Below are 23,250 nucleotides of genomic sequence, written 5' to 3' on the forward strand. Positions count from 1 at the left end.
CGCGATCGGCCGCCCGCCGCTTCACTCAAACGTCACGGAGCTCTTCGCGCGAGTGTCGACTCGCAGCTCAAAAACGTCCGGCCGGGAGTAGTGGCCCACCGGGTCGAAATCGAGGTGCGAACGGGTCTTGGCGCCGAGGTCGATGTCGGCGTAGAGGATCGTCTCCTCGTCATAGACCGGTCCCGCCAGCACCTCGCCGGTGGGTGCGACGATGACGCTGCCGCCGCGGATCGCGGTCTCGCCGTAGGGGAGTTCCTCGTCGAAGGGGTGGTCGTCGGGGAACTCGCTCTTCGTGATGAACTGGCATGCCGAGAGCACGTGAGTGCGGCCCTCCAAGGCGATATGCGTCATCGTCGCCGTCCAGGTCGGACGGTCGTCGACCGTCGGCGCGCAGTAGACGGAGACGCCCTTGGCGTACATCGCCTGGCGCAGCAGTGGCATGTAGTTCTCCCAGCAGATGACGCTGCCCACTCGGCCGAAAGGTGTGTCCATCGTGTCGAGAGTCGACCCGTCTCCGAATCCCCAGATGACACGCTCGGTGCCGGTGGGCATGAGCTTCCGGTGTGCGCCGACGATCCCGAGTTTCGGGTCGATCATCACTGCTGTGCAATAGAGGGTGTTGCCGGACCGTTCGATGATGCCGATGACGACGAAGGCACCGACCTCGCGGGCCGCCTCGGCGAGCTTGGTGATTTCCGGTCCATCGACGGTGACTGCTCCGTCGAAGTACTGTTCGAATTGCGCCCGGCCCTGCCCGGTGCGCATTCCCACGGGAGCACCGAACGTGCTGCCCTTCGGGTAGCCGCCGATGAACGCTTCGGGGAACACGACGAGCCCGGCCCCCTGGCCGGCGGCCTCCCGCAGCCGGGCGATCGCCTTGTCGGTCGACGCTTCGGCATCGAATGGAACGGACCCTGCCTGGACTATTGCCACTGTGTTCATGATGCTCGACCCTCTTTTCTCTGTGGATTCTCCTGCTATCACTCTCGAACGCGAGGTGATTCAGGTCAAACAATCGGGGCGTTCGCCTCGAATGGACGAGCGCCCCGATTGATTCGAGTCATCAGCTCCAGTGCGAAGCAGACCGAGTCCGCATACTGTCGCGGAACTGTCCCGTTGACTTCTCCAACAACTCTCCGGTGCCCCAATCGAGCACGACGCCGTATTGGCGGATGACGTCGTGGACGGTGATCTCACCATCGCGGTAACGGCGGGCCACCTCGGCGGGGTCGGCTTCCAGCCAGGACGCACGTTCGGAGCGGATCCGTTCCCGCTCCGTCGCTGTCGCGGGCTCATCGATCTCGTACTCATCGAGCTCGGCATCGATCTCACGGATGACGACGCCGTAGTCTTTCGCCGCCCGGTCGATGGAGACATAGCCGTCGATGACGTCCTCGAGCACCTCGACAGTCGGCCGATCCAGCGGGTCACCGAAGCCACCGCCTCCGGCGCTTGGTCGTTCGAACGTGTCACCGGGGCTGATGGCTACATTCGAGAACGTGGCACCCAAGTAGCGCGGGTTCTCTGACGAAGGATTGAGCCAGACTCCGTGTGGGATCGACGGCAGTCCGCCATTGATGCCCCACGTCGTCGATCGCCCGCGGTCGCAGCAGTAGCTCATCACCGCACCGGTCGCATCTGTGAGGATGCCGCCTTTATTCACTCCACATCCTCCGCGGAACCTGCCCGGCCCGCCGGAGTCGATGTTGATCGAGTGCTGAGTCGTGATTACCGGGGTCAGGCGCTCCTGTCCCTCGACCGGCTGCACGGCGAGTCCGGTGCCGAATACCGGTGAAGTCGCGGAGGAGCCGTCCTTCGTCGACCGGCCGCCCCATCCGCCTGCCATCCAGTCGTACCACATGAAGTACGGGCTCGACTCGGTCCTGGCATCATGCCCACCGACGAGCAGATACTCGAGGTTGAATGCACACGCCATCGCGCGTTCGGGCATGATGTGGGACCACAGTTCGAAGATCGCGTTCATGACCTTCTCGTACGGGCCCGAACAGAACCCGGTCACTGCATGCGGCCAGCCGGCGTTGACGACGGTTCCCTCTTCGCCGATCTCTGCGGTCACCGCCTGGTAGAACCCGGAGTTGAGCGGAACCTCGGGGAAGAACGTCTTCGTGCCCGCGTAGATCGCAGAGAAGGTCGTCCCGTAGCCGGAGTTGAGGAACGTTGAGACCGCCTCGGCGGATCCCGTGAGGTCGTAGTGGATACCTGTCCCATCGAGCGTGAGCTTCACCCGGATCGGAGCCAGCCCCTCGCCCTTAGCCGGATCGCCGTCGAGGAAGTCGACCGTCTCCCACTCGCCCTTCGGCAGATCGCCGAGGCTGGCGAGCACGGTGCGGCAGACATAGTCCTGCGTCTCCTGCATCGCATCGAGGACCGTGTCCTTCGAATATTTGTCGACGAGGCGGAGCACTTCGCGTTCGCATACAGCAGTGGCCTCGGCTTGGGCGTTGAGATCGCCGAGGGCCTGATCGGGAGCACGCGTATTCGACACGAGCAGCTGAGCTACATCGTGGAGGAACCGGCCCTTGTGCCAGACCCGAAGCGGGGTGATGCGCAGACCCTCACCGAAGTGCTCACTGGCAGAGACATCGAACGAGCCCGGGACGGACCCACCGATATCGGCCCAGTGGCCTTTGTTCTGCGCGAAGCCGATGATCTCGTCATCAGCGAAGATCGGACGAATGAAGCTGACGTCGTTGAAGTGGGTACCGCCTCGATAGGGGTCGTTGATGAGGAAGACGTCACCTGGGTTGATGTCGTCGCCGAACTCCTCCATAACGGCCTTGCACTGGAAATGCAGGGTGCCGACGTGGACGGCGATGTCTGCACTTCCTTGCATGACAGTGTTGCCGTCGCGGTCACAAAGTGCCGACGAGAAGTCGCGTGAATAGATGACGAACGAATAGCAGGTCCGCAGGATCTGTTCGCTCATGAGGTCGACGCTGGTCGCGAAAGCGTTCTTGAGTACTTCGAAAGTCACCGGGTCGAGCGTGGACGTCGACTGCTCCGTTGCTGTGGTCATGGGTCTCTCCTCACAGGCCGTTCTGTGTTGAATTGTTCGCAGCTGACAGCGCAGGCTCTGTTGTCTCTGCCGTCAGTGCGATGCGGATGTTGAACCACTCATCGATCACTGCGGACGAGTTCGGCGGGATGACGGTGGTCGAGTCGATCTGGTTGAGGATCGCCGGTCCGATGAACGCAGCACCCGAGGGCAAGTTCTCCCGCTGGTAGACCGGCGTCGAATGCCACTGTCCGTCGAAGTAGACGTCGCGGACCTCGAGCGGCTCACCGGGATCTTTGCTGCTGACAGGGGTCGGTTTGAAGGTCGGCTTCGGTGTCTTCCCAAGTGCCTTGAGGTGGAGTTGGTAGATCTCGACCGGGGTGTCGTCCTGCCGGAACGCGTACTGTTTCTCGTGTTCCTCGTGGAATAGTTGGACGGCCTCGCGCAGCGCGTTCGGGCCGGAGCCCATCTTCACCTGCAGCGACCGCCACTGGCCGTGGTAACGCATCGAGATGCCACGTTCGAAGACCGAGTCTTCCTCGGCGACTTTCTCATGCCGCAGTCGATCACGACCTTCGAGTTCGAGTTCGCGGAAGTGCTGTTCGACCGTTTCTCCGTCTGCGGAGTCCGCGACGTCGGTGAACATCTGCGACAGATCGTGTTGGATGTCGACGAGGAGGCACCCCAGCGCCGAGGTGACTCCCGGGCTGGGCGGGACGATGACTGTGGGGATGTTGAGTTCGCGAGCGACGTCCGCCCCGTGCAGTGCACCGGCTCCGCCGAAGGCGATGAGTGCGAAGTCCCGGGGGTCGAGCCCGCGACGGATGGACACGAGGCGGACCGCATCTGCCATGTTCGCGTTGGCCACCTGGGCGATGGATTCGGCCGCGGAGTCGACATCGAGGCCGAGCGGATCGGCGATCTTCTCCTTGATCGCTGCCCGTGCGCTCTCCCGGTCCAGCGTCATCTCGCCGTCGGCGAGGTCGGTGCCCAGACGATTGAGGGCGAGGTTCGCATCGGTGTTCGTCGGCTGATCGCCGCCGCGGCGATAGCAGACCGGACCGGGAGCGGCACCGGCCGACTGCGGCCCGTTGCGTAAGGAGCCGGCGATGTCGATGTGGGCCAAAGAGCCGCCGCCGGCGCCGATGGTGAGTACTTCGATGCTCGGGAAGACGATGGGGTGGCCGTATTCGACTTCCCATTCGTTCGTCTCCCGCAGTTCGCCGTCGGCGATGAGTGAGATGTCCGTCGAAGTGCCGCCCATGTCGAGTCCGACGGCATTGGCATGACCGCACTGCTCGGCCACGTGCTGAGCGGCGATCGCGCCGGCGGCGATTCCTGAGGCCGCGAGTCGCACCGGGAACCGCTTGACCATCTCCGAGGTCATCGATCCACCACCCGAATGGAGGAGAAGGAGTTCTCCGGCATAGCCGTCCTCGGTGAGGTTGGAGTCGAGCTGTTCGACGTAGCCGGATACCAACGGACCAAGAACGGCATTGGCGACAGTCGTGTTGAACCGGTTGTGTTCGAAGATCTCCGGCAGCACCTCGGCCGAGGTGGAGATGCTGGCTCCGGGAAGCTCCTCTGAGAGGATCTCGCGCATCCGGATCTCGTTCGCGGCGTTCGCATAGGAGTTGACGAAGCAGACGGCCACGGTGTCGGCACCGCGCTTCTTAAGCAGGCGGCCGAGCTTCCTGGCCTCGTCTTCGTCGAGCTCGGTGACGATGTTGCCCGCGTAGTCGACGCGTTCCGTGACCTCAAAACGGTCACGGCGACGAATATAGGGGCCGGATACATCGGAATAGGCGTCCCACAGATCGTCCTTCGTGCCATCGCGGATCTCAATGACATCGCGGAAACCCTTGGAGGTCACCATCGCTGATTTGGGAAATCTGCGAGTGATGAGCGCGTTGGTGGCAACAGTCGTGCCATGTGAGAAGAGCTCGACCTGGCTGAGGTCGATGTTCGCCCGCTTCACTCCGTTGAGGACAGCTTCCATGGGGTTGTCCGGGGTGGACGGGACTTTCGTCACCCGCATCGTCTGGGTGGATTCGTCGAATACACAGATGTCGGTGAATGTTCCGCCGACGTCAACTGCGACGCGTAGATCTGCCACGGTCATCTCCTTTGATTGTGGTTTCCCTCATAGCCTGGGCTTCGATGATCGGGCCGGTCAATGGAGCAGATGAAGGAAAAGACGGTTAGATTTGTAAGAATCACAAAGCCGTGCCGACGGCGCGGAATGATGCAGCAGGCGAGTGGGAGCAGAGGTGAAATCCGATGGGTTCGAGCCGAGACGCCCTGGCGCGAGAGCGGATCTTCGATGAGCTCTTGAGCGCGATGAATTCTGCAGATCCGCTTGAATCGGCGCTCTCCCGGGTAGCACGGATGAGTCGGGGAGCTGGTCTCGTCATCAACGAACTCGGCGAGGTCGTCAGATCCGTCGGTTCCGCCCCGGTCCACCTCATCGCCCGGTGGACTCAGGAGGAGGTCGTCGGTCCGGCGACACCAGCGGGCTGGGCCGAGTCGACGTCCGGTGCGATCGGCCGCTGGAAGGTGCACGCTCGGACAGTGCGACTACGCAGTCGCGCCCATGTCATCGTCGTCGCCGTCCACGCCGATGACGAAGAGGCCGGTACTGCCGGCAGCGAGCGCAGAAGTGGAACTGGGGAGGGCAGAGCTGGCAGCGGCACGGGCACCACCCACCCTTCCGCTGAGGTGATCCTCGATGTTCTGTCCAAACTTCTGCGCGCCTTCGAGGGATTCGAGTCCTTTTCGATCAGCAATCGACGGGAGGAATCGTCGCGGGTTCTGCGCGACTTGGAGGCCGGTGTCTCTCCCGGTCGCGAACCGGCGCTCTGGCGGGTCCTCGAGACCTTCGGCTTTGCAGCCTACGAGCCGATTCGCGCCCTGCGCCTCCGCATCGACGCCTCCGACTCGGGGCATGGGAAACCGACCCCGAACCCGGGGCGCGGCCTGGTCATCAAGGATTCCGGGCACGTCAGTTCGATGGTCGAACGGACCGCGCTGTGTACAGCAGACTTCGATATCGAGGGTAGCCTCGACGATTTCGGCCTCATCGGAGTCGGGGTCTCCGGACTCTTCACGGCACTCAGTCAGGTGCCGGAGATGCTGCAGACGGCGGACGTGGCGCTTGCCTCGGCGGGGGAGTCGAGGTTCGCTTTCGTCGATCGCATGCGCCCGATCGAATGGGCGGCGGCCCGCATGAGTTCACGATTCGACCGCCGCCTCGTCGCTGCTTTCCTCAACCCGATAATCGCCAAGCCCGAATCTTCCACCACACTGCGCACCTACGTGGAAAGCGGCGGCAACATTTCTGAGGCTGCAGGTCGGCTGCATGTGCACGAGAACACTGTTCGTTACCGAATCGGGCAGATCGAGAAGGTATTGGGCGCACGCCTCACCGATCCACGGACGGCCGCAGAAATCGTCCTCGCACTGCAATGTCTCGATTCCGCCGAACACGCGTAGCCTGAGACCATGCCCCGTCACCTCCTGACCTCGACGCCGCCGAACCCCGACCCTCGCCGAGGGGGTCCCGCCGGTGACGACGTAAACGGCGCCGACACAGCTGCCGCGCCCAAACAGCACCCCAAGGGTCCCGTCCGCGGCCGTGGGGCACTGCTCGCACTCTTCGCCGTCCTCCTCGTCGCCTGGGTCGGCATCTCCGGTGTCGGAGGTCCGTACTTCGGCAAGATCTCCGAGGTCGCCACGAACGACCGCTCATCGTTCCTCCCCGAATCCGCGGAGTCCACTCGCGCCCAGGACCAGATCGAGAAATTCAGCGACCTCGATTACGTTCCCGCCATCGTCGTGCTCGAGAACAGCGACGGAGTCACCGACGACGACCGGTCCAGGCTCGATGAATTGACGAAGACGCTCGAAGACGACGACCTGCTGGCCGCCGACCCCTCACCGGCCATCCCGTCCGATGACGGCGAGGCCCTCCAGCTCATCCTCCCGGTCTCCTCGACGACCACCTCCGACGACGTCGAATCCATCCGAGACGCGGTCGGCAAGGTCTTCCCGACCGCGACTGCCGCCGACATGACACCGGATCAGGCCGCGGAAGCCCCGACCACCTCGGCGGACGTCCACGTCACCGGTCCGGCAGGATTCTCTGCCGACCTCTCCGAAGCCTTCGCCGGCATCGACGGCATCCTCCTGCTCGTCGCGCTCATCGCCGTCTTCGTCATCCTCATCATCGTCTACCGGTCCCCGCTGCTGCCCGTCATCGTCCTGTTCACCTCGGTTGCCGCGCTCGCCGCCTCGATCTTCATCGTCTGGCATCTCGCCGACGCCGGAATCCTCCTGATCAACGGGCAGGTCCAAGGCATTCTCTTCATCCTCGTCGTCGGCGCCACCACGGACTACTCCCTCCTCGTCGTCGCCCGGTTCCGCGACGCGCTTCTCCACGAACCCGACCGAGTCAGAGCCGGATTGAGCGCCCTCAAGGGGGTCCTCGAACCGATCGCGGCCTCCGGCGGAACCGTCATCGCCGGACTCCTCGTCCTCCTGCTCACCGACCTCGCCTCGACCAGGGCGCTCGGACCGGTCGCTGCGATCGGCATCGTCGTGGCGATGTTCGCAGCACTGACCTTCCTGCCCGCCGCGCTGATGATCATCGGCCGTGCCGTGTTCTGGCCCTTCCTTCCGCGCCCCCGGGCCGAGACGGCCAAGCCCAAGCGCGGGATCTGGGCCAGGGTCGCCGAGGCGGTCGCGCGGCATCCGCGCCGCATCTGGGTCACGCTCGTCATCCTCCTCGCCATCCCGCTGCTCGCCCTCCCGCAGTTCAAGGCCGAAGGAGTCCCACAGTCCGACTTCGTGCTCGGCGATTCCGAGGCCCGCGACGGCCAGGACATCCTGGCCGAGCATTTCCCCGGCGGCTCCGGATCCCCAGCACAGATCGTCGTGGCGGAAGACGAACTCAGCGATGCGGCACAGGCGATCGGCCGCCTCGGCGAGGTCGAGTCGATGACCGTCGTCGCCAACGATTCCCCGAGCGGGACGCTGTCCATCGGCACGGACGGAGAGATCGACCCACCGCGCGGAATGCCGAGCGGGGCCGGGCCGGACACGTCCGGTCAGTCGGGCGGGTCCGGTCAGTCGGAGACGCCGGCCCCCACCGAGGTCGACGGCAACGTCCTGTTGGAAGCGACGCTGAAGTCGGTCGCGGATTCGGACGAAGCCGAAACCGCGGTGACCGAGATCCGCAAGGCTGTGCACGATATCGACCCGGATGCCCTTGTCGGCGGGGAATCCGCGGTCGATCTCGACACGAACACCACTGCCGAGGCGGACCGGGCCTTGGCCATCCCGCTCATCCTCGTCGTGGTCACGATCGTGCTCATCCTGCTGCTGAGGTCCCTGCTGGCACCGCTGCTGCTCGTGGCGCTGACCGTCCTGTCCTTCGGCACCGCGCTGGGCGTCTCCGCTCTCGTGTTCAACGACGTCATCGGGTTCTCCGGTGCCGACCCCTCGGTACCGCTCTACGCGTTCGTCTTCCTCGTCGCGCTCGGCATCGACTACAACATCTTCCTCATGTCCAGGGTGCGGGAGGAGTCACTGCATTTGGGAACCCGTGCGGGCGTGCTCAAGGGACTCGTCTCCACGGGCGGGGTGATCACTTCGGCGGGAATCGTGCTGGCCGCGACCTTCGCTGCGCTCGCCGTCATCCCGGTGATGTTCCTCTTCCAGCTTGCCTTCATCGTCACGTTCGGCGTCCTCCTCGACGCGATCCTCGTGCGGTCGCTCGTCGTGCCGGCGCTCGTCCACGACATCGGGCGCAGCGTGTGGTGGCCGTGGCGGAAGAGGATTCCACGGGATTGAAGCGCGGATGTCTCCGGACTGGGCGGGTGGGTTCCGCAGGGCCGGAAAGCGGATGCCCTGGGTCTGAGCGGAGAGGTGGGAGGCAATACGATACCCCCGGCCGGTGATGAAGGGTCGTGGGGAGACCGCTTTCATCCGTGATCGCCGGGGGTTCGTGGGGGATACTCCGGTACTTCGACGAGGGGATCGTCGACGTGGCCCTAAAAGTCAGGGCCAGGTATACCATTGAACTACGATTTTGTTGACGGCGCAACAAATGTGCCGACCGACACGTCAGCTGGCAGTTCGTGAGGGATAGAAGGGCAGATGGAAGAGACGACTCCCGTCAGCAGCATGATCAGGCAGAACGGCCCGATCAAGATCGCGGCCTGGCGGTTGATGATGGAGAAGTATCAGGACTTCATGACGCGGTTCGAACACGAGTTCCGAACCCGTCACGGGCTCAGCGCCAACGAATTCGATGTGCTCATCAACGCGTCGACCTCGGCGCAGGTCAGGCACCGCGACCTGCTGCGCAGTCTGGTGATCAGCCGCAGTGCGCTCAGCCGCCTGCTCGGCAAACTCGAGGGGCGCGGGCTCGTGACCCAGGAGCCCGACCCGGAGGATCACCGCGGTGTGCTCGTCGCCCTCACCGAGGCGGGGCAGAAGCTCTGCGCCGAGGCGGCTGAGACGAACGGTGAGATCATCATCTCCGCCTTCTCCGGTCTCACGGACGCCGAGGCGGAGGAGATCTTCCAGCTCGTGTCCAAGATCTGCCCGGTAGGGTAGGGGAGCGATCCGCAGGGGAGAGGAGACCCCTCCCCGCCCAGTGAGAAGACGGCTAGGCTGTGGCCATGAGCAACGTTGAGACCCGTCCCGAGCAGGTCGTCTGCAAGGCCGGGGGACTGCCCGGGCCAGCTTGTGACCAGCAGGGACGTTCCCCTGTCGAAATCATCACCTCCCGCGACGTGCCGCTGGGCGGGCCCCGCGCCATGACAGTGCGGCGGACCCTGCCGCAGCGCCAGCGCTCCCTCATCGGCCCCTGGTGCTTCGTCGACCACTACGGCCCGGCCGATGTCTCCGTCACCGGCGGAATGGACGTCGCACCCCACCCACACACCGGGCTGCAGACCGTCAGCTGGCTGTTCGAAGGCGCCATCCAGCACATCGACTCCGGCGGCAACTCGGGCCTCGTCCTACCCGGCGAGGTCAACCTCATGACCGCAGGCGCCGGCATCTGCCACTCCGAAGTCTCGACCGACGACACGACGACGCTGCACGGCGTCCAACTGTGGCTGGCCCTGCCCGACGCCGCTCGCCACCAGCCCGAACGCGAATTCGAGCACTTCGAACCCGAGCCGATGTCGCTTGACGGCGGGGAGATGCTCGTCTTCCTCGGCCGCCTCGGCGAAGGTTCGTCGCCCGTGAAAACGCACTCTCCGCTGCTCGGGGCGGAGATCCGCCTCGATCCGGGCGCCACCATCGACCTGCCCGTCGATCCGCGGTTCGAGCACGGCCTCCTCGTCGACTCCGGCGATATCGCACTGGAGAACGTCGATCTGCCGGTCGCGGCGATCGGCTACACGGGCACCGGCGTCGAGGAGCTGCGCATCGCCAACCGCAGCGACGAACCCGGCCGACTCATCCTCATCGGTGGCGAGCCCTTCGGTGAAGAGATCGTCATGTGGTGGAATTTCATCGGCCGCACGCACGAGGAGATCGCCCGGTACCGCGAGGAATGGCAGGCCGAGGGCGATCGCTTCGGCGCCGTCGAGGGATACGTCGGCAAGGGCGGGCCCGGTCAGAACGCCGATGGCATGGGCAGGCTCCCCGCGCCGAGGATGCCCGACGTGACGATCAAAGCGCGGAGGAATCCGCCCCCGCAGGTCCAGAGATAAGGAGCGTCAACCATGTCGAAGACATTCGAAGACAAGACCGGGGCCGAGGTCACGGTCTCGTTGAACGAATCAACACAGGCCTACGAAGTCGCCGTGGCCGACGGGACAGTCGCCGGGAGCGCATTCTTCCTGCCCGGACCCGATGCGGAGACCGAACGCATCTTCTATCACACTGTCGTCGACGAGCAGTTCGGCGGCCGCGGACTGTCGAAGTTCCTCGTCGCCGAGGCGCTCGATGACTCCCGTGTGCGTTGTGTGACCGTCGTGCCCGTCTGCCCGCTCTTCGTCAAGAAGCTGCAGGAGACCGGCGACGACTACATCGCTCAAGGCGGAAAGTTCCGCAATGCGACGGGTGCGGATATCGACATCGTCAAGCGGCAGGCGTGAGTGAGGGCATGAGCAACGCGAGTCGACCATTCATCGACAAGATCCACCCCGAGAACTACAAAGCGCTGGCCCAGGCGGCCGCGAGTTCCCGGAAGGCGTCGCGCGAGGCGGGTCTCGACGATGCGCTCATCGAGCTCGTGAACACGCGGGTCTCGCAGATCAACGGCTGCCGCACCTGCCTGAGCATCCATGCCCCGGCGGCCAGGAAGGCTGGCGTCTCCCAGCTCAAGCTCGATGTGCTGCCGAGTTGGCATGAGGCCGAGATCTTCTCCGATCAGGAGTTCGCGGCGTTGACTCTGGCCGAGTCGTTGACTGTGTTGGACAAAACGGAGGATCGGGATGCGATCGCCGCTGAGGTGGCGCAATTCCTGACGACCGAGCAGATCTCTGCGATCGAATGGTCGACGATCCTCATCAACGCGTTCAACCGCATCTCGATCGCTTCCGATCACCCGGTGTTCGGAGCCCAGCAGGACTGAGCCCACGCGGGCGCACGGAGCAGCGCCGTGCCGCCTCGGCGGTGTCAGTTGATGATCTCTTTGTCATCGTCCTCGCGGATGGCGGCGAGGCGTTCGCGCCACATCTGTAGGTCCTGCTCGCTCAGGCGCTTCCAGTCGGTGACCTCGCGGACGATGCGCAGGGGTTCGGTGCTGCGAAAGGAGCGAGTGGGGTTGCCGGGGAACTTCTTGTCCGTGACGTTCGGGTCGTCGACGTAGTCGCCGAGGGGCTCGACCTCGTAGACGTGCGGTTGTCCGCCGTTGAGGGCGGCCACCTCGGCGGCTAATCCTGCGCCGTCGGGCAGGGCCGTGAAGTAGATGTGGTTCATCGTCACTTCGGGTCGGTAGTTCGAGGCGAAGCCTGCGGTCAGCAGGTCGCCGGGAGCGAGTTCGGCGCGGGTGCCGTGGAAGAAGGGTCCCTCATCGAGTGCGTCAGCCATGGCGTCGAATATACGCTCGAAGACTGCGAATCGGCCTCGGATTCGGCGACTAGAATGGGCCTTGAGCGGTTGACGCGGAGCGTTGCGGAACGGATTGAGGTAGCGGCGTTTCCCGGGTGGTGAGACTTTCGTCCCGGAATGTGACGACCTCGGCCATACTCTCCTGAGCGAACGATGCCCGTGCGAACGATTCCGGCGGCGTCGACGAACCCACGTGAAGGAGCCCACCCCGCCAATGTCCGCCGAAACGACATCGCAGACGAAGAACGCCGCCTCGGCGCCGACATCATGGGCTGGACGTCTCCGCCTCATCGGTCCGGGGATCGTGCTGGCACTGGCCAGCGTCGGAGCTTCGGACATGATCACGACGATGAACTCCGGCGCCGAATACGGTCTGGCGCTCATCTGGGTGTTCACCGTCGGCATCATCCTCAAGTTCGTCCTCTCCGAGGCGGTGTCGCGGCTGCAGATGAGCGGCGACCGGTCCCTGATCTCCCATCTCACTCGATTCGGCGGGCGGACGTTCCCGATCCTCTTCCTCATCGCGGAGCTGCTCGTCGGGCTGTTCTTCGGAGCCGGAGTCGTCGCGGTGACGACGACGATTCTGCAGGCGATCTTCCCGGTCCTGCCGTTCTGGCCGACCGCGATCGTCGTGCTCCTGTCCGCCGCGGTTCTTGTCGGCATCGGCCGCTACGGGATCGTGGAAAAGGCCATGATGTGCTTCGGAATCATCATGTTCTTCGGCATCCTGGCCCTGGCGATCTCGGTGTTCCAAGGTCAGGACGCTCAAGCTGTGGCCGCAGAGACGATCGTGCCGACGTTCCCGAACACTTCGATCATCACGGTGATGTCGCTCATCGGCGGGGTCGGGGGAGCGACCGGCATCCTCGCCTACTCGTTCTGGATCCGCGAGAAGGCGTGGCGGACCCCTGACTGGAAGCCGGTCGTCCGCCTCGACCTGTTCATCAGCTACGGCCTCGTCTTCATCTTCGCCGTGGCGATGAGCGCTGTGGGAGCCTTCATCCTCTACGGGCAGGGCTTCACGATTTCGGACAATGATGCGCTGTTCGCGATCGCCGATGACCTGGTGGGTCGGATCGGTGAGACCGGGCGGTTGGTGTTCCTCATCAGCTTCCTCGCCGTGGTGTACACGAGTGTCCTCGGCGGGTTCTCCGGGATCGCTTACGTCACCGCCGACTGTCTGCGCGTGCTGCGTCGGTACCCGCACCAGGACGAGCCGGCCAATGAGATGTCGGCGAAGTTGATCGAGTTCCGCGGCGTCCTCGTCTACCTTTCGATTGCGACGTTGGTCATCATGAGCCTCGGCCAACCGGTCACCCTCGTGCTCGTCTACGCAGCGATCAGTGCGTTCATCCTGCCGGTGCTTGCCCTGGCGCTGCTCGTCATTCTCAACCGCTCATCCGTTCCGGCTCAGCTGCGCAACACGAAGTGGTCGAACGTGCTGCTGGCCGTGTGCTTGGCCCTGTTCGGGTTCCTCGCTGCCTTGCAGGTCAAGGAGTCGGTGATGGGTTTTATTGGTTGAGGCGTGACGAACGGTAAAGTACCAGGTCAGGGTGGGTGATGTTCGGGCAATCCGACGTTGCCGACGATCGGCTACGCTACTGTTTGCGGAGTCTATACGCTACCGTTTGCGGGATTCATACGCTGCTGTTTCGCGTGTCCTTCACTCCCGTCCGGAACTGATCCACTTCGGGTTGTCGACGATGTTGCGACCGCCTTCGACGAGGGTGCGGATCTCATCAAGTCGCCGCATGTCTTCAGGCTCGAGCCGCAAGTCGAGAGCGCCGAAGTTCTCCAGACTGCGTTCGGGCTTGCGGGAGCCCGGAATCGGAACCGCGCGGACTCCCATCTCTGCTGCACGGTGAAGGAGCCAACCCAACGCCACCTGAGCATTGGTCGCTCCGTGACGGTCGGCCACCTCGGCGACGATGGAGACGATCCGCTGGTTGGCATCCCACGCATCACCCATGCGCGTGGTCCCGCCGCGGACATCGCCTGCCACCTGGTCCTTCGTCAGGGTTCCGGTGAGGAATCCGCGACCCAGCGGGCTGTACGGGACGAACCCGACCCCGAGCTTCGCGCAGGCGGGCACAACGTGGTCTTCAACATCACGCGACCACAGGCTCCATTCGGATTGGACCGCGGTGATCGGGTGGATCGCATGGGCACGACGCAGCTCGTCCGCGGTGACCTCGGACAGTCCGATGTGCGCGACCTTGCCGGCCGTGACCAGCTCGGCCATCGCCCCGACCGTGTCCTCGATGGGAACATCGGGGTCCGGCCGATGCAGATAGTAGAGATCGATCGAATCCACGCCGAGGCGGCGCAGCGAAGCATCGCACGCTGAGTGTGCGTACTCGGGTCGTCCGTCGGTTCGTTTCGTCGATCCGTCGGAGAGCGTTCGCAGCCCGGTGATGCCGAATTTCGTGGCGAGCTGGACATCATCGCGGCGCCTGGCGAGGAACGGAGCGAGCATCTCCTCGTTCGTTCCAGCGGGACCGGTGGTGCCCTCGCGAGGTTCGCCGTAGACGTCGGCAGTGTCGAGCAGAGTGATGCCGGCGTCGACCACCTTGCCAAGTGTGGCGCGTGCATCGTCGTCAGTGGTGCCGCCATAGACGTGGGACAGGGCCATGCAGCCGAAGCCGATGGGGGAGACCTCGAGGTCGCCGAGGCGGCTGGTTGTGGTGGTCATGAGTGGTGTCCTTTCAGAGAATGAGAAGTGTCGTCGGGAGCGCCGCCGTAGACGGCGATCTTGTATTCGGTGGCGGTCAGTGCTCGTTCGAGGTCGCGGATCTGCTCGATGATCCGCTGCCGTTGGTCGCGCATAATCTGCAGGCGTTCAGGTGTGGTCGACTCGCCCTGGTTGACGAGGTCGACATAGCGGGTGAGTTCGGAGATGCCCATGCCCGAGGACCGCATGCGCACGAGGAAATCGAGCCGGTCGACGGCTCTCTGGTCGAAGACGCGGCGACCTGAGGGTGAACGTCCCACGTGGAGCAGCCCTATGCGTTCGTAGTACCGCGCAGTGTGTGCTGTGATGCCGAGTCGGTTGCAGACTTCGCTGATCGATAGGGTCTCGATCGGAATCGATGCACTGTCCGTAGTAGGTGGCATAGCGCCAACGCTAGAGGTTTGAGTGCACTCGAAGTCAAGGGATCGAACTAGGCAAATCCATCAAACATATCGAGAACTGCTGTACCAAGAGGCAGACGGTGGCGCAGAGGTTCTTTCCTCTTCCAACTTGTATTTGAGAGGCTCAAGTAGAACAGTGAGTCCACCAGCGCCGATCACCCACAACATCATGAGGTAGAACATGAATCCTCTGTTGTCACCAAGCTGAGTAAACAGATTCATATGAGGCTTGGGAGACTCATACAACATTGCTATCACTGCGCTTCCAGAAATAAGTTGCCAGTTCGCGACTCGCTTCAAGAGGAGAAGGGAATTGATCTTCATCTCGGGCTTTGGCTGCTCTACCAGCGTGGCTCCGATCGTGATGAACACGGCCGAGAAAGCGGCTGTGGCCCCGGCCATAGGGCTGACCCCGGTGAGCCATAAAGCTGGTCCAGCTACACAGATCAGCGTTGTTGTCAGCCCCCACAACCAATAGCCGAGCCGGGCAGAGCCGACAACGATGAAGAGAGGGTCGGCCCGATGTTTTGCTCGCAAACGGAATATCAGCATATAAACACCAGTGACGATCAATGGGCTTGTGAACACCGATGCGATCTTTGGCATTGCCTCATGCCAACCGACTGAAATCAACGAGTGGGCGAAGACGTACTCGACGAGCAAGTACAGAATTGCGGATACAAGGAGTCCGACGAGAATAAGCGCAAGCCCGGGCCACCACTTTGTAGAGCCGGCTTCGAAAACTTTGCGGCACCAGAGGAACAGTTGCAACATTTTGGTCCGAAGAGTCTTCATCATCGCTTCCTCATCCATAACCGGGTGCTCTTGCGGGCTTGCCATTCGTAGACAAATTCTTTCGTCCGGTACTGACACGGAGCCGGTTCGGTGTCCTAGAACGGCAGATGCTGGTTGATGTCTGTAGTAGGAATAGAAACGGGGCGACGTAAGCGAAACTTCACAAACGCCGCCCCGCAACGGTCGGTCATCACTGCCGAAGTGTCACCCCACGAACGCCGTGGCGAAGAACGGCACGAACGTGACCAGTACGAGTGCCGCCAGCAGCACCAGCGCACTCGGGATCGCGGCTTTCGCCACTCCCATCACGCTCATCCCGGACATGCCCGATGCGACGAACAGGTTGAGGCCGAGCGGCGGTGTGATCATGCCGATCTCGAGGTTCATCACCACGATGATGCCGAAGTGGATCGGGTCGATGCCCAGCTCCATCGCGATCGGCAACAGGATCGGGGCGAGGATGAGGATCGCCGAGGACGTCTCCATCACGCAGCCGACGAACAGCAGCAGGATGTTGACGAGGATGAGGAACTGCCACGGCTGCAGGTCCCATTCGGTGATCGTCGTCGAGATCTGACCAGGGATCCGTTCGCTGGCGAGCACGAAGGTGAAGAGAATGCCGTTGGCGATGATGAACATGACCATCGCCGAGGTCTTCACCGACGCCAGCGTGACCTCCCACAGCTGCGAGATCTTGATCTCGCGGTAGATGAGCAGCGACACGACCAGCGAATAAGCGACGGCCACGGCGGCCGCCTCGGTGGGGGTGAACCATCCGGAGTAGATTCCGCCGAGGACGAGGAACGGCAGCGCAAGGGCGAGAATCGCATCCCGGAACGCCTTCAACTTGTCCTTGTTCGACATCCGGAAGCCGACCCCGGCGTGACCGTAGCCCTTCTTCCAAGCGACGAACACGGCCATGCCCAGCAGCATCACGCCGGCGAGGATGCCCGGCAGGACGCCTGCGAGGAACAGGTCGCCGATGTTCTGCTCGGTGGCGATGCCGAAGACGATGAGCGGAATCGACGGCGGGATGAGGATGCCCAACGACCCCGAGGTGGCGACGAGGCCCGTGGAGAATTCCTTCGGGTACCCGTTCTTGATCATCGCCGGGATCATCAGCGCACCGACCGCGACGACCGTGGCCGGTGAGGACCCGGAGACCGCGGCGAAGAACATGCACGCGAGCACCGTGGTGATCGCCATGCCGCCGCGTAGGTGCCCGACCATGGCCGCGCCGAAATCGGTCAGCCGCCGGGAGATCCCGCCGCGGGACATGATGTTCGCCGCGAGGATGAAGAACGGGATCGCCATGAGCGGGAACGAGTTGAGCGCATTGAACAGCCGTTCCGAGACCTGGGTCATCGGAATGAGCGTGAAGTAGTAGAAATAGACGATGCTCGTCAGGCCCAAAGCGACCGCGATCGGCGCCGAGGTGACGAGCAGTGCGATGAGGACGACGATGAGGACGATGGTGGCTTCGAACATCAACGATCGCCTCCCTTCTCGTCGGTCCCGCCATCGCCGAGGCGGTCGCCCCCGTTGGCTCCCTCCACGCGGTTCGCGCGGTCGCTTCCGTCATCGACGATCGCGAGGTCGTCGACGTCGATGCCGACGGCGGCGGCCTCCTCGGCGAGGACATCCTTGTCGAGCTCTGTCGCAGGAGTGCGCAGGGCGCGGATGGTCATCTCCACCGCCCGAATGAAGAACAGAGTCATGCTCACGGCCAGCGAGAGTTCGACGACCCACAGCGGCAGCTTGAGCGCCGGGGTGATCGTCGTCCGCGAGAACGGTTCGGTGATGAGCGCCCACGACAGGTAGGCGATGAAGCCCGCGTAGACCAGAGTGGCGAGTCCGCCGAGGACGACGAAGAACTTCTTCGCCTTGCCCTTGAGCAGAGCAGGCATGATGTCGACGGCCACATGCTCGTTGTGGCGCAGGGTGACCACCGCGCCGAAGAACGTCGAGAAGATGATGAGGTAGATGACCGCCTCTTCGGACCAGAAGAGAACGTCACCGGTGATATTGCGCAGAAGCACGGCGAAGACCGCCAAGGCGGTGGCCGCGATGAGGCAGCCGCCGGCGAGGACGTTCTCGAGCCGACTGAGGTACTTGTCGATGGTCTTCATCATCAGCCCCTCTTCTCGTTGCGTTCGAGGAGTTCGTCGACGACCTCGGGACCGATGACGTCGCGGTACTTCTCGTATTCGGACGGCACGACCATGTCCTTGAAGGCTTGGCGCTCGTCCTTGCTCGGGATGACGATCTCCGTGCCGCCGGATTCCTCGATGGTCTTCTTCGACTCTTCGTTGACCTTCTGAGCTTCCTTGCGGTTGAATTCGCTGGCCTCATCGGCGGCCTCGTCGACTGCGGTCTGCAGGTCGTCGGGAAGCTCGTCGTACCAACGCTTGTTCACCGTGAGGATGTAGCCGATGTAGCCGTGATCGAGTTCGGTCACGTACTTCTGGACGGTGTGCATGTTCTGCGACTGGATGTTCGAGTAGGTGTTCTCGCCTCCGTCGATGAGACCCTGCTGCAGTCCGCTGTAGACCTCGGCGAACGCAAGCGGAGTCGGAATCCCACCCCAGGTCTCGAACTGGGTGCGCAGCACGTCTGAAGGCTGGATGCGGTACTTCTTGCCCTTCATGTCTTCGGGTTTGAGCGTCTTGTTGTTCGAGTGGATCTGCTTCATGCCCGAATCCCACAGACCGAGGACTTTGAGCCCGTTCTCCTCGAGATCGGGGTTCGCGTAGATGGCCTTGCCGATCTCGGTATCGGGACTGGCGACCTCGGGGATCTCGTCGGGGTCGTCGAAGATGAACGGCAGGTCGAGAACCTGCAGGCTCGGTGCGATCGTCGTGAACTTCGCGCTCGCCGGGGCCAAGACCTGGACGGCATTGGACTGGATGGCCTGCATCTCGTCCTTATCGCCGTAGAGTTCCGAGTTCGGGAACACCTCGACCTCGATGCGGCCGCCGGACTTCTTCTCGACCTGTTCGGCGAAGAAGTCTGCGGCCAGTCCCTTCGGTGTGCCCACCGAGGTGACATGGGCGAAGCGCAGTTCGAATTTCTGTTGGTCTCCGCTGCGTGCGGGATTGCATCCGCTCAGCAACAGGAGGCTTATCGAGAGGCCCGCGATGAGCGGCTTCCACTTCGGTCGTCTCATTGACGTCATCGTCAGCTCCAGTCTGGTTGGCCAGGGGCGATGCCGATCGGGAGTGTGCGGACGGACGAGCCCGCCATTTCGACGGCTGGTCATTGCCGTGCGGAGAGTTCGTGCCGAGTCAGGTTCTCGATCGACCGTTCACGAGCCTAGAGGACTTTTCGCTGATTTCCAATATGATCGGCAAAAGAATGCATTATTTGTTGAACTGAGAGTTCGCGGCCTGCCTCGAGGGCGTCAGTCCGTGTCGAAGTCGAAGGGGTCGGAGACTGCCTGACCGGTCGTCGACTCGGCCAGGCGGAGGAAGCCGTTCGTGATGTGATCGCCGAGGTGGCGCGCCGCCGCGTCCGGATCGACGTCGCGGACAGCGTCGACGATCGACTGATGTTCGGCGTGCACCTGGTCGAGTCTCTCGGGGCTGTCGAGAGTGAGGTCCCACGGGAAGGCTCGCCAGCGTGCAGCGATGTCGTCGCGCAGCGCGGGCATTCCGCAGCGGTCGTAGAAGAAGAAGTGGAACTCCTCGTTGCGGGTGTTGCGTCCCAGCGAATCACCGTCGGCGCTGGCCTCGTCAAGCGCCTCGAGCAGGCGCTCGGCCTGGCGCAGCTCGTGTCTGGAGATCCGCGTGGTCGCACGGGCGATGGCGAAGGTCTCGGTGAGCTTTCGGGTGACGAAGAGGGACTTGAGACGGTCGACGTCGACGCCGGCGACGCGTACACCGCGGTGAGCTTCGGAGGTGACGAGACCCTCGGCTTCGAGGATCCGCAGGGCCTCGCGGACCGGCGTGATGGAGGCATTGAACCAGTCGGCGACCTGATCCTGTCGCAGTCGTTCGCCGCGATCGAGCTCGCGGGAGAGGATCTTTCGGCGCAGGCCGAGGACGATGACGTCCCGTTTGGTCGATGCCGACTCCTGATCCACCCGATGCCTTTCGTTCATGCGTCACCCGCTGTTGGGGTGTCAGTTTCATGTCTCGGTGGTCCCAGTCTACAGGCTCGGGCAACAACTGAGACCGAAGAATGCATTATCTGTGAAGATATGTATGATGTGGATGTCAACGTTTCATACCTCGTCGTGGAGGGCCGATGGCCACTGCTGCACCGACGTCCGTACCGAGCCCCGCGGGCCAGGACGACGCGACCGCCTCGAACTTGCCGCTGTCCGGCATTACTGTCATCAGCTGCGAGCAGGCAGTCGCCGCCCCCTTCGCCTCACGCCAGCTGGCGGACCTCGGAGCCCGGGTCATCAAGATCGAACGCCCAGGCGTCGGCGACTTCGCCCGCGGATACGACACGACGGTCAATGGACTCTCGAGCCATTTCGTGTGGATCAACCGCAACAAGGAGAGCCTGGCGCTCGACCTGAAGAGCCCCGACGGACTTAAGATCCTGCACGAGCTCATTGCCTCGGCGGATGTCTTCATCCAGAATTTCGCCCCCGGCGCGGCAGAGAGACTCGGCCTCGGTGCCGAAGACCTTCGGTCGATCAACCCTCGGCTGATCCACGCCTCGATCTCCGGATACGGAACGGACGGGCCGTACAAAGATGCCAAGGCCTACGATGCACTTGTGCAGGCCGAGGCAGGACTTGTCTCCGTGACCGGAACAGAGGAGTTCCCTGCGAAGACGGGAATCTCGACGGCAGACATCGCCGCGGGAATGTACACGTACTCAGGCATCCTCACCGCTCTGTACAACCGCGAGCGCACGGGTGAAGGCGCCACCCTGTCGACGAGCCTCTTCGACTCCCTCGTCGAATGGATGGGCTACCCCCTCTACTTCACCCGCTACGGCGGCACCCGTCCCACTCGGGCCGGCACCTCCCACGCCGCCATCGCCCCCTACGGCGCGTTCACCTGCGGCGATGGCACTCAGATCATGCTCGCGATCCAGAACGAACGCGAATGGGAACGCTTCGCCATCCAGGTTCTCGACCGTCCCGATATGGTCACCGACGAACGCTTCGACCGTGCCGCTCACCGCTACGCCCACCGACACGAACTCCAAGAGATCATCGAGCGAGCCTTCTCCGCCCTCACCGGCGAAGCCTGCGACGCTCTGCTCGAGCAAGCCGCGGTCGCCCACTCGAGGCAGCGCGATATGAGCGAGATCGCCGACCACCCACAGCTGACCGAACGCCACCGCTGGCACGAGGTCGAGACCCCCGCTGGTCCGATCTCCATGCTCGCACCACCGGTCGAGATGTCCGGGGTGGGCCCACGGATGGATCCGATCCCGGCGGTGGGGCAGAATTCGGAGTCCATCCTCGGCGAGCTGGGGATGGATGCCGAGGCGATCGGCGAACTGCGCCACAACGGGGTGATCTGACGACGATGAATGACGAACCCGCACAACCGACCGACGGCGGGGCCGCCTCGGCGGGGGCCGACGACTTCGCCTACTCACCTCTGCTGCCCACCGAAGGCGAGGGCCCGCGGATGCGCGGGCTCGACATCGGGGGAGTGGAGACGACCACCGTCGAGGTGGGCGGGACGTCGCGCTCGTTCCTCACCGTGGCGCCGGAGACCCTGTCCGACCTCGCCGAGGTCGCCTTCAAGGAGATCTCGCACTACCTGCGCACAGATCATCTGGCCAGCCTGCGCGCGATCATCGACGATCCGGAGGCCAGTGACAACGACGTCTACGTCGCCCTCGACCTGCTGCAGAACGCCGCGGTCTCGGCCGGGGAGATCCTGCCGATGTGTCAGGACACGGGCACGGCCATCGTCTCGGCCAAGCGCGGACCGAACGTACTCACCGACGGCGATGATGCCAGGCATCTGTCGCGCGGAATCGGCCGTGCCTACGAGGAGCTCAACCTTCGGTACTCGCAGTTGGCGCCGACGAGCCTGTTCGAAGAGACGAATACCGGCACCAACCTGCCCGCCCAGATCGAAGTGGGGTTGAGCCCCGCCGACGACTATGAGCTCCTGTTCATGGCCAAAGGCGGAGGCAGTGCGAACAAGTCCTTCCTCTACCAGGAGACGAAGGCCGTGCTAAACGAGTCGGCGATGCTCGACTTCCTCGCCGAGAAGATCTCCACCCTCGGCACCGCAGCCTGCCCGCCTTATCATCTGGCCGTCGTCATCGGCGGGCCGTCGGCCGAATTCACGCTCAAAACCGCGAAACTCGCCAGCGCCCACTACCTCGACGACCTGCCGGAGACCGGAGACGCCGAATTGGGGCACGGATTCAGGGACCGGGAATTCGAGCAGACCGTCTTCGAACTCACCCAGAACCTCGGCTTCGGTGCACAGTTCGGTGGCAAGTACTTCTGCCACGACGTCCGCGTCGTCCGGCTGCCCCGACACAACGGATCCCTGCCGATCGCGATCGCCGTGAGCTGTTCGGCAGACCGGCAGATCATCGCCCGCATCAACGCAGACGGCGTGTTCATCGAAGAACTCGAACACGATCCGGCGAGGTTCCTGCCCGCGATGGGCCGCGTCGAGGAGATCGAATCCGGCAATGTCACCGCCATCGACCTCGACCGACCGATGCCGAGTCTGCAGGAACAGCTGTCCGAACTGTCCGTCGGGTACCGTGTGTCGCTGACGGGAACGGTCGTCGTCGCCCGCGACATCGTCCACGCGGAGCTGCGCGACCGCCTCGACGCCGGTGGGGAACTTCCCGACTATTTCAAGGACCATCCCATCTACTATGCGGGGCCGGCGAAGACACCCGAGGGAATGCCCTCGGGGTCGTTCGGTCCGACCACCTCATCGCGGATGGACACGTATGTGCGGCAGTTCCAAGAGGCCGGCGGATCGATGATCATGCTCGGCAAAGGCAACCGGTCCGCGCAGGTGAAGAGCTCCTGCGCCGAATTCGGCGGCTTCTACCTCGGATCGATCGGCGGCCCTGCCGCCCGGCTGGCTCAGGACTGCATCACCTCGGTCGAGGTCCTCGATATGGAGGAGCTCGGGATGGAGGCAGTGTGGAAGATCCACGTCGAAGACTTCCCTGCGTTCATCATCACCGACGACAAGGGCAATGACTTCTTCGACAGCACCGGCCCACCGACGCTCGGCCTCGGCCGGACCCGCACGGTCCGCGACGGCACCCGACTGGACTGA

Annotated in this window: 20 protein-coding genes; 9 read left to right on the top strand and 11 right to left on the bottom strand. The window is 63.6% G+C overall.

The window, feature by feature from the left end; translation table 11 throughout:
* Positions 1-21: 21 nt before the first annotated feature.
* From KTJ89_RS14500 to KTJ89_RS14510, 3 genes are all read right to left on the bottom strand, one after another.
* On the bottom strand, positions 22-942 hold the full coding sequence (locus KTJ89_RS14500; RefSeq protein ID WP_259358213.1) for a carbon-nitrogen hydrolase family protein: 921 nt from the start codon (positions 940-942) through the stop codon (positions 22-24).
* 121 nt (positions 943-1,063) lie between these two features.
* Positions 1,064-3,037, bottom strand: coding sequence for a hydantoinase B/oxoprolinase family protein (locus KTJ89_RS14505; RefSeq protein WP_259358214.1), 1,974 nt, complete (start codon positions 3,035-3,037; stop codon positions 1,064-1,066).
* Between the two features lie 10 nt (positions 3,038-3,047).
* Positions 3,048-5,132, bottom strand: coding sequence for a hydantoinase/oxoprolinase family protein (locus tag KTJ89_RS14510; protein ID WP_259358215.1), 2,085 nt, complete (start codon positions 5,130-5,132; stop codon positions 3,048-3,050).
* 164 nt (positions 5,133-5,296) lie between these two features.
* Here KTJ89_RS14510 and KTJ89_RS14515 point away from each other — a divergent pair, with 164 nt between their 5' ends.
* From KTJ89_RS14515 to KTJ89_RS14540, 6 genes are all read left to right on the top strand, one after another.
* Positions 5,297-6,508, top strand: coding sequence for a PucR family transcriptional regulator (locus KTJ89_RS14515; RefSeq protein WP_259358216.1), 1,212 nt, complete (start codon positions 5,297-5,299; stop codon positions 6,506-6,508).
* Between the two features lie 9 nt (positions 6,509-6,517).
* Complete coding sequence (locus tag KTJ89_RS14520) at positions 6,518-8,866, top strand: MMPL family transporter (protein ID WP_259358217.1); 2,349 nt, start codon at positions 6,518-6,520, stop codon at positions 8,864-8,866.
* 306 nt (positions 8,867-9,172) lie between these two features.
* Entirely contained in the window at positions 9,173-9,634 is a 462-nt protein-coding gene (locus KTJ89_RS14525) for a MarR family winged helix-turn-helix transcriptional regulator (RefSeq protein ID WP_139906619.1), read from the top strand.
* 65 nt (positions 9,635-9,699) lie between these two features.
* Positions 9,700-10,743 carry a pirin family protein gene (locus tag KTJ89_RS14530; protein WP_259358218.1) on the top strand — a complete coding sequence of 348 codons (1,044 nt, stop codon included), beginning with the start codon at positions 9,700-9,702 and terminating at the stop codon, positions 10,741-10,743.
* Positions 10,744-10,755: 12 nt separating this feature from the next.
* Positions 10,756-11,130, top strand: a complete 375-nt coding sequence (locus tag KTJ89_RS14535; RefSeq protein ID WP_259358219.1) for a GNAT family N-acetyltransferase — start codon at positions 10,756-10,758, stop codon at positions 11,128-11,130.
* 8 nt (positions 11,131-11,138) lie between these two features.
* On the top strand, positions 11,139-11,609 hold the full coding sequence (locus KTJ89_RS14540; protein WP_259358220.1) for a carboxymuconolactone decarboxylase family protein: 471 nt from the start codon (positions 11,139-11,141) through the stop codon (positions 11,607-11,609).
* A 44-nt stretch (positions 11,610-11,653) separates the two neighbouring features.
* On the opposite strand, the gene arr is transcribed toward KTJ89_RS14540, so the two are convergent.
* Positions 11,654-12,067: an NAD(+)--rifampin ADP-ribosyltransferase gene (arr, locus tag KTJ89_RS14545; RefSeq protein WP_259358221.1), complete on the bottom strand. Its 414-nt coding sequence runs from the start codon at positions 12,065-12,067 to the stop codon at positions 11,654-11,656.
* Between the two features lie 235 nt (positions 12,068-12,302).
* On the opposite strand from arr, the gene KTJ89_RS14550 reads away from it, so the two are divergent.
* A complete protein-coding gene (locus KTJ89_RS14550; RefSeq protein ID WP_259358222.1) occupies positions 12,303-13,610 on the top strand; it encodes an Nramp family divalent metal transporter in 1,308 nt (435 codons plus the stop codon).
* 141 nt (positions 13,611-13,751) lie between these two features.
* Here KTJ89_RS14550 and KTJ89_RS14555 read toward each other — a convergent pair whose 3' ends face one another.
* The 7 genes from KTJ89_RS14555 to KTJ89_RS14585 all read right to left on the bottom strand — a co-directional run bounded on the left by KTJ89_RS14555 (position 13,752) and on the right by KTJ89_RS14585 (position 20,114).
* Positions 13,752-14,780 carry an aldo/keto reductase gene (locus tag KTJ89_RS14555; RefSeq protein WP_259358223.1) on the bottom strand — a complete coding sequence of 343 codons (1,029 nt, stop codon included), beginning with the start codon at positions 14,778-14,780 and terminating at the stop codon, positions 13,752-13,754.
* Complete coding sequence (locus KTJ89_RS14560) at positions 14,777-15,202, bottom strand: MerR family transcriptional regulator (protein WP_259358224.1); 426 nt, start codon at positions 15,200-15,202, stop codon at positions 14,777-14,779. Before KTJ89_RS14560 ends, KTJ89_RS14555 begins: the two co-directional genes overlap by 4 nt.
* 60 nt (positions 15,203-15,262) lie before the next feature.
* Entirely contained in the window at positions 15,263-16,033 is a 771-nt protein-coding gene (locus KTJ89_RS14565) for a hypothetical protein (RefSeq protein WP_259358225.1), read from the bottom strand.
* A gap of 186 nt (positions 16,034-16,219) precedes the next feature.
* Complete coding sequence (locus KTJ89_RS14570; protein ID WP_139469512.1) at positions 16,220-17,503, bottom strand: TRAP transporter large permease; 1,284 nt, start codon at positions 17,501-17,503, stop codon at positions 16,220-16,222.
* Positions 17,503-18,147 (bottom strand): TRAP transporter small permease, encoded by a 645-nt coding sequence (locus KTJ89_RS14575; RefSeq protein WP_259358226.1) that lies wholly within the window; start codon positions 18,145-18,147, stop codon positions 17,503-17,505. Before KTJ89_RS14575 ends, KTJ89_RS14570 begins: the two co-directional genes overlap by 1 nt.
* On the bottom strand, positions 18,147-19,181 hold the full coding sequence (locus KTJ89_RS14580; RefSeq protein ID WP_259358227.1) for a TRAP transporter substrate-binding protein: 1,035 nt from the start codon (positions 19,179-19,181) through the stop codon (positions 18,147-18,149). Before KTJ89_RS14580 ends, KTJ89_RS14575 begins: the two co-directional genes overlap by 1 nt.
* Before the next feature lie 234 nt (positions 19,182-19,415).
* On the bottom strand, positions 19,416-20,114 hold the full coding sequence (locus KTJ89_RS14585; protein WP_139469509.1) for a GntR family transcriptional regulator: 699 nt from the start codon (positions 20,112-20,114) through the stop codon (positions 19,416-19,418).
* A 146-nt stretch (positions 20,115-20,260) separates the two neighbouring features.
* Here KTJ89_RS14585 and KTJ89_RS14590 point away from each other — a divergent pair, with 146 nt between their 5' ends.
* Complete coding sequence (locus KTJ89_RS14590) at positions 20,261-21,502, top strand: CaiB/BaiF CoA transferase family protein (protein WP_259358228.1); 1,242 nt, start codon at positions 20,261-20,263, stop codon at positions 21,500-21,502.
* 5 nt (positions 21,503-21,507) lie between these two features.
* Positions 21,508-23,250, top strand: a complete 1,743-nt coding sequence (locus tag KTJ89_RS14595; RefSeq protein ID WP_374990284.1) for a FumA C-terminus/TtdB family hydratase beta subunit — start codon at positions 21,508-21,510, stop codon at positions 23,248-23,250.

The sequence above is a fragment of the Brevibacterium sediminis genome (assembly GCF_024895295.1).
GTDB lineage: Bacteria > Actinomycetota > Actinomycetes > Actinomycetales > Brevibacteriaceae > Brevibacterium > Brevibacterium sediminis.

Bases quoted from the DNA above. Each gene is read 5' to 3' on its own strand.
- KTJ89_RS14500 (WP_259358213.1), bottom strand. From the start codon at position 942: ATGAACACAGTGGCAATAGTCCAGGCAGGGTCCGTTCCATTCGATGCC.
- KTJ89_RS14505 (WP_259358214.1), bottom strand. From the start codon at position 3,037: ATGACCACAGCAACGGAGCAGTCGACGTCCACGCTCGACCCGGTGACT.
- KTJ89_RS14515 (WP_259358216.1), top strand. From the start codon at position 5,297: ATGGGTTCGAGCCGAGACGCCCTGGCGCGAGAGCGGATCTTCGATGAG.
- KTJ89_RS14520 (WP_259358217.1), top strand. From the start codon at position 6,518: ATGCCCCGTCACCTCCTGACCTCGACGCCGCCGAACCCCGACCCTCGC.
- KTJ89_RS14525 (WP_139906619.1), top strand. From the start codon at position 9,173: ATGGAAGAGACGACTCCCGTCAGCAGCATGATCAGGCAGAACGGCCCG.
- KTJ89_RS14530 (WP_259358218.1), top strand. From the start codon at position 9,700: ATGAGCAACGTTGAGACCCGTCCCGAGCAGGTCGTCTGCAAGGCCGGG.
- KTJ89_RS14535 (WP_259358219.1), top strand. From the start codon at position 10,756: ATGTCGAAGACATTCGAAGACAAGACCGGGGCCGAGGTCACGGTCTCG.
- KTJ89_RS14540 (WP_259358220.1), top strand. From the start codon at position 11,139: ATGAGCAACGCGAGTCGACCATTCATCGACAAGATCCACCCCGAGAAC.
- arr (WP_259358221.1), bottom strand. From the start codon at position 12,067: ATGGCTGACGCACTCGATGAGGGACCCTTCTTCCACGGCACCCGCGCC.
- KTJ89_RS14550 (WP_259358222.1), top strand. From the start codon at position 12,303: ATGTCCGCCGAAACGACATCGCAGACGAAGAACGCCGCCTCGGCGCCG.
- KTJ89_RS14555 (WP_259358223.1), bottom strand. From the start codon at position 14,780: ATGACCACCACAACCAGCCGCCTCGGCGACCTCGAGGTCTCCCCCATC.
- KTJ89_RS14560 (WP_259358224.1), bottom strand. From the start codon at position 15,202: ATGCCACCTACTACGGACAGTGCATCGATTCCGATCGAGACCCTATCG.
- KTJ89_RS14565 (WP_259358225.1), bottom strand. From the start codon at position 16,033: ATGGATGAGGAAGCGATGATGAAGACTCTTCGGACCAAAATGTTGCAA.
- KTJ89_RS14570 (WP_139469512.1), bottom strand. From the start codon at position 17,503: ATGTTCGAAGCCACCATCGTCCTCATCGTCGTCCTCATCGCACTGCTC.
- KTJ89_RS14575 (WP_259358226.1), bottom strand. From the start codon at position 18,147: ATGATGAAGACCATCGACAAGTACCTCAGTCGGCTCGAGAACGTCCTC.
- KTJ89_RS14580 (WP_259358227.1), bottom strand. From the start codon at position 19,181: ATGAGACGACCGAAGTGGAAGCCGCTCATCGCGGGCCTCTCGATAAGC.
- KTJ89_RS14585 (WP_139469509.1), bottom strand. From the start codon at position 20,114: ATGAACGAAAGGCATCGGGTGGATCAGGAGTCGGCATCGACCAAACGG.
- KTJ89_RS14590 (WP_259358228.1), top strand. From the start codon at position 20,261: ATGGCCACTGCTGCACCGACGTCCGTACCGAGCCCCGCGGGCCAGGAC.
- KTJ89_RS14595 (WP_374990284.1), top strand. From the start codon at position 21,508: ATGAATGACGAACCCGCACAACCGACCGACGGCGGGGCCGCCTCGGCG.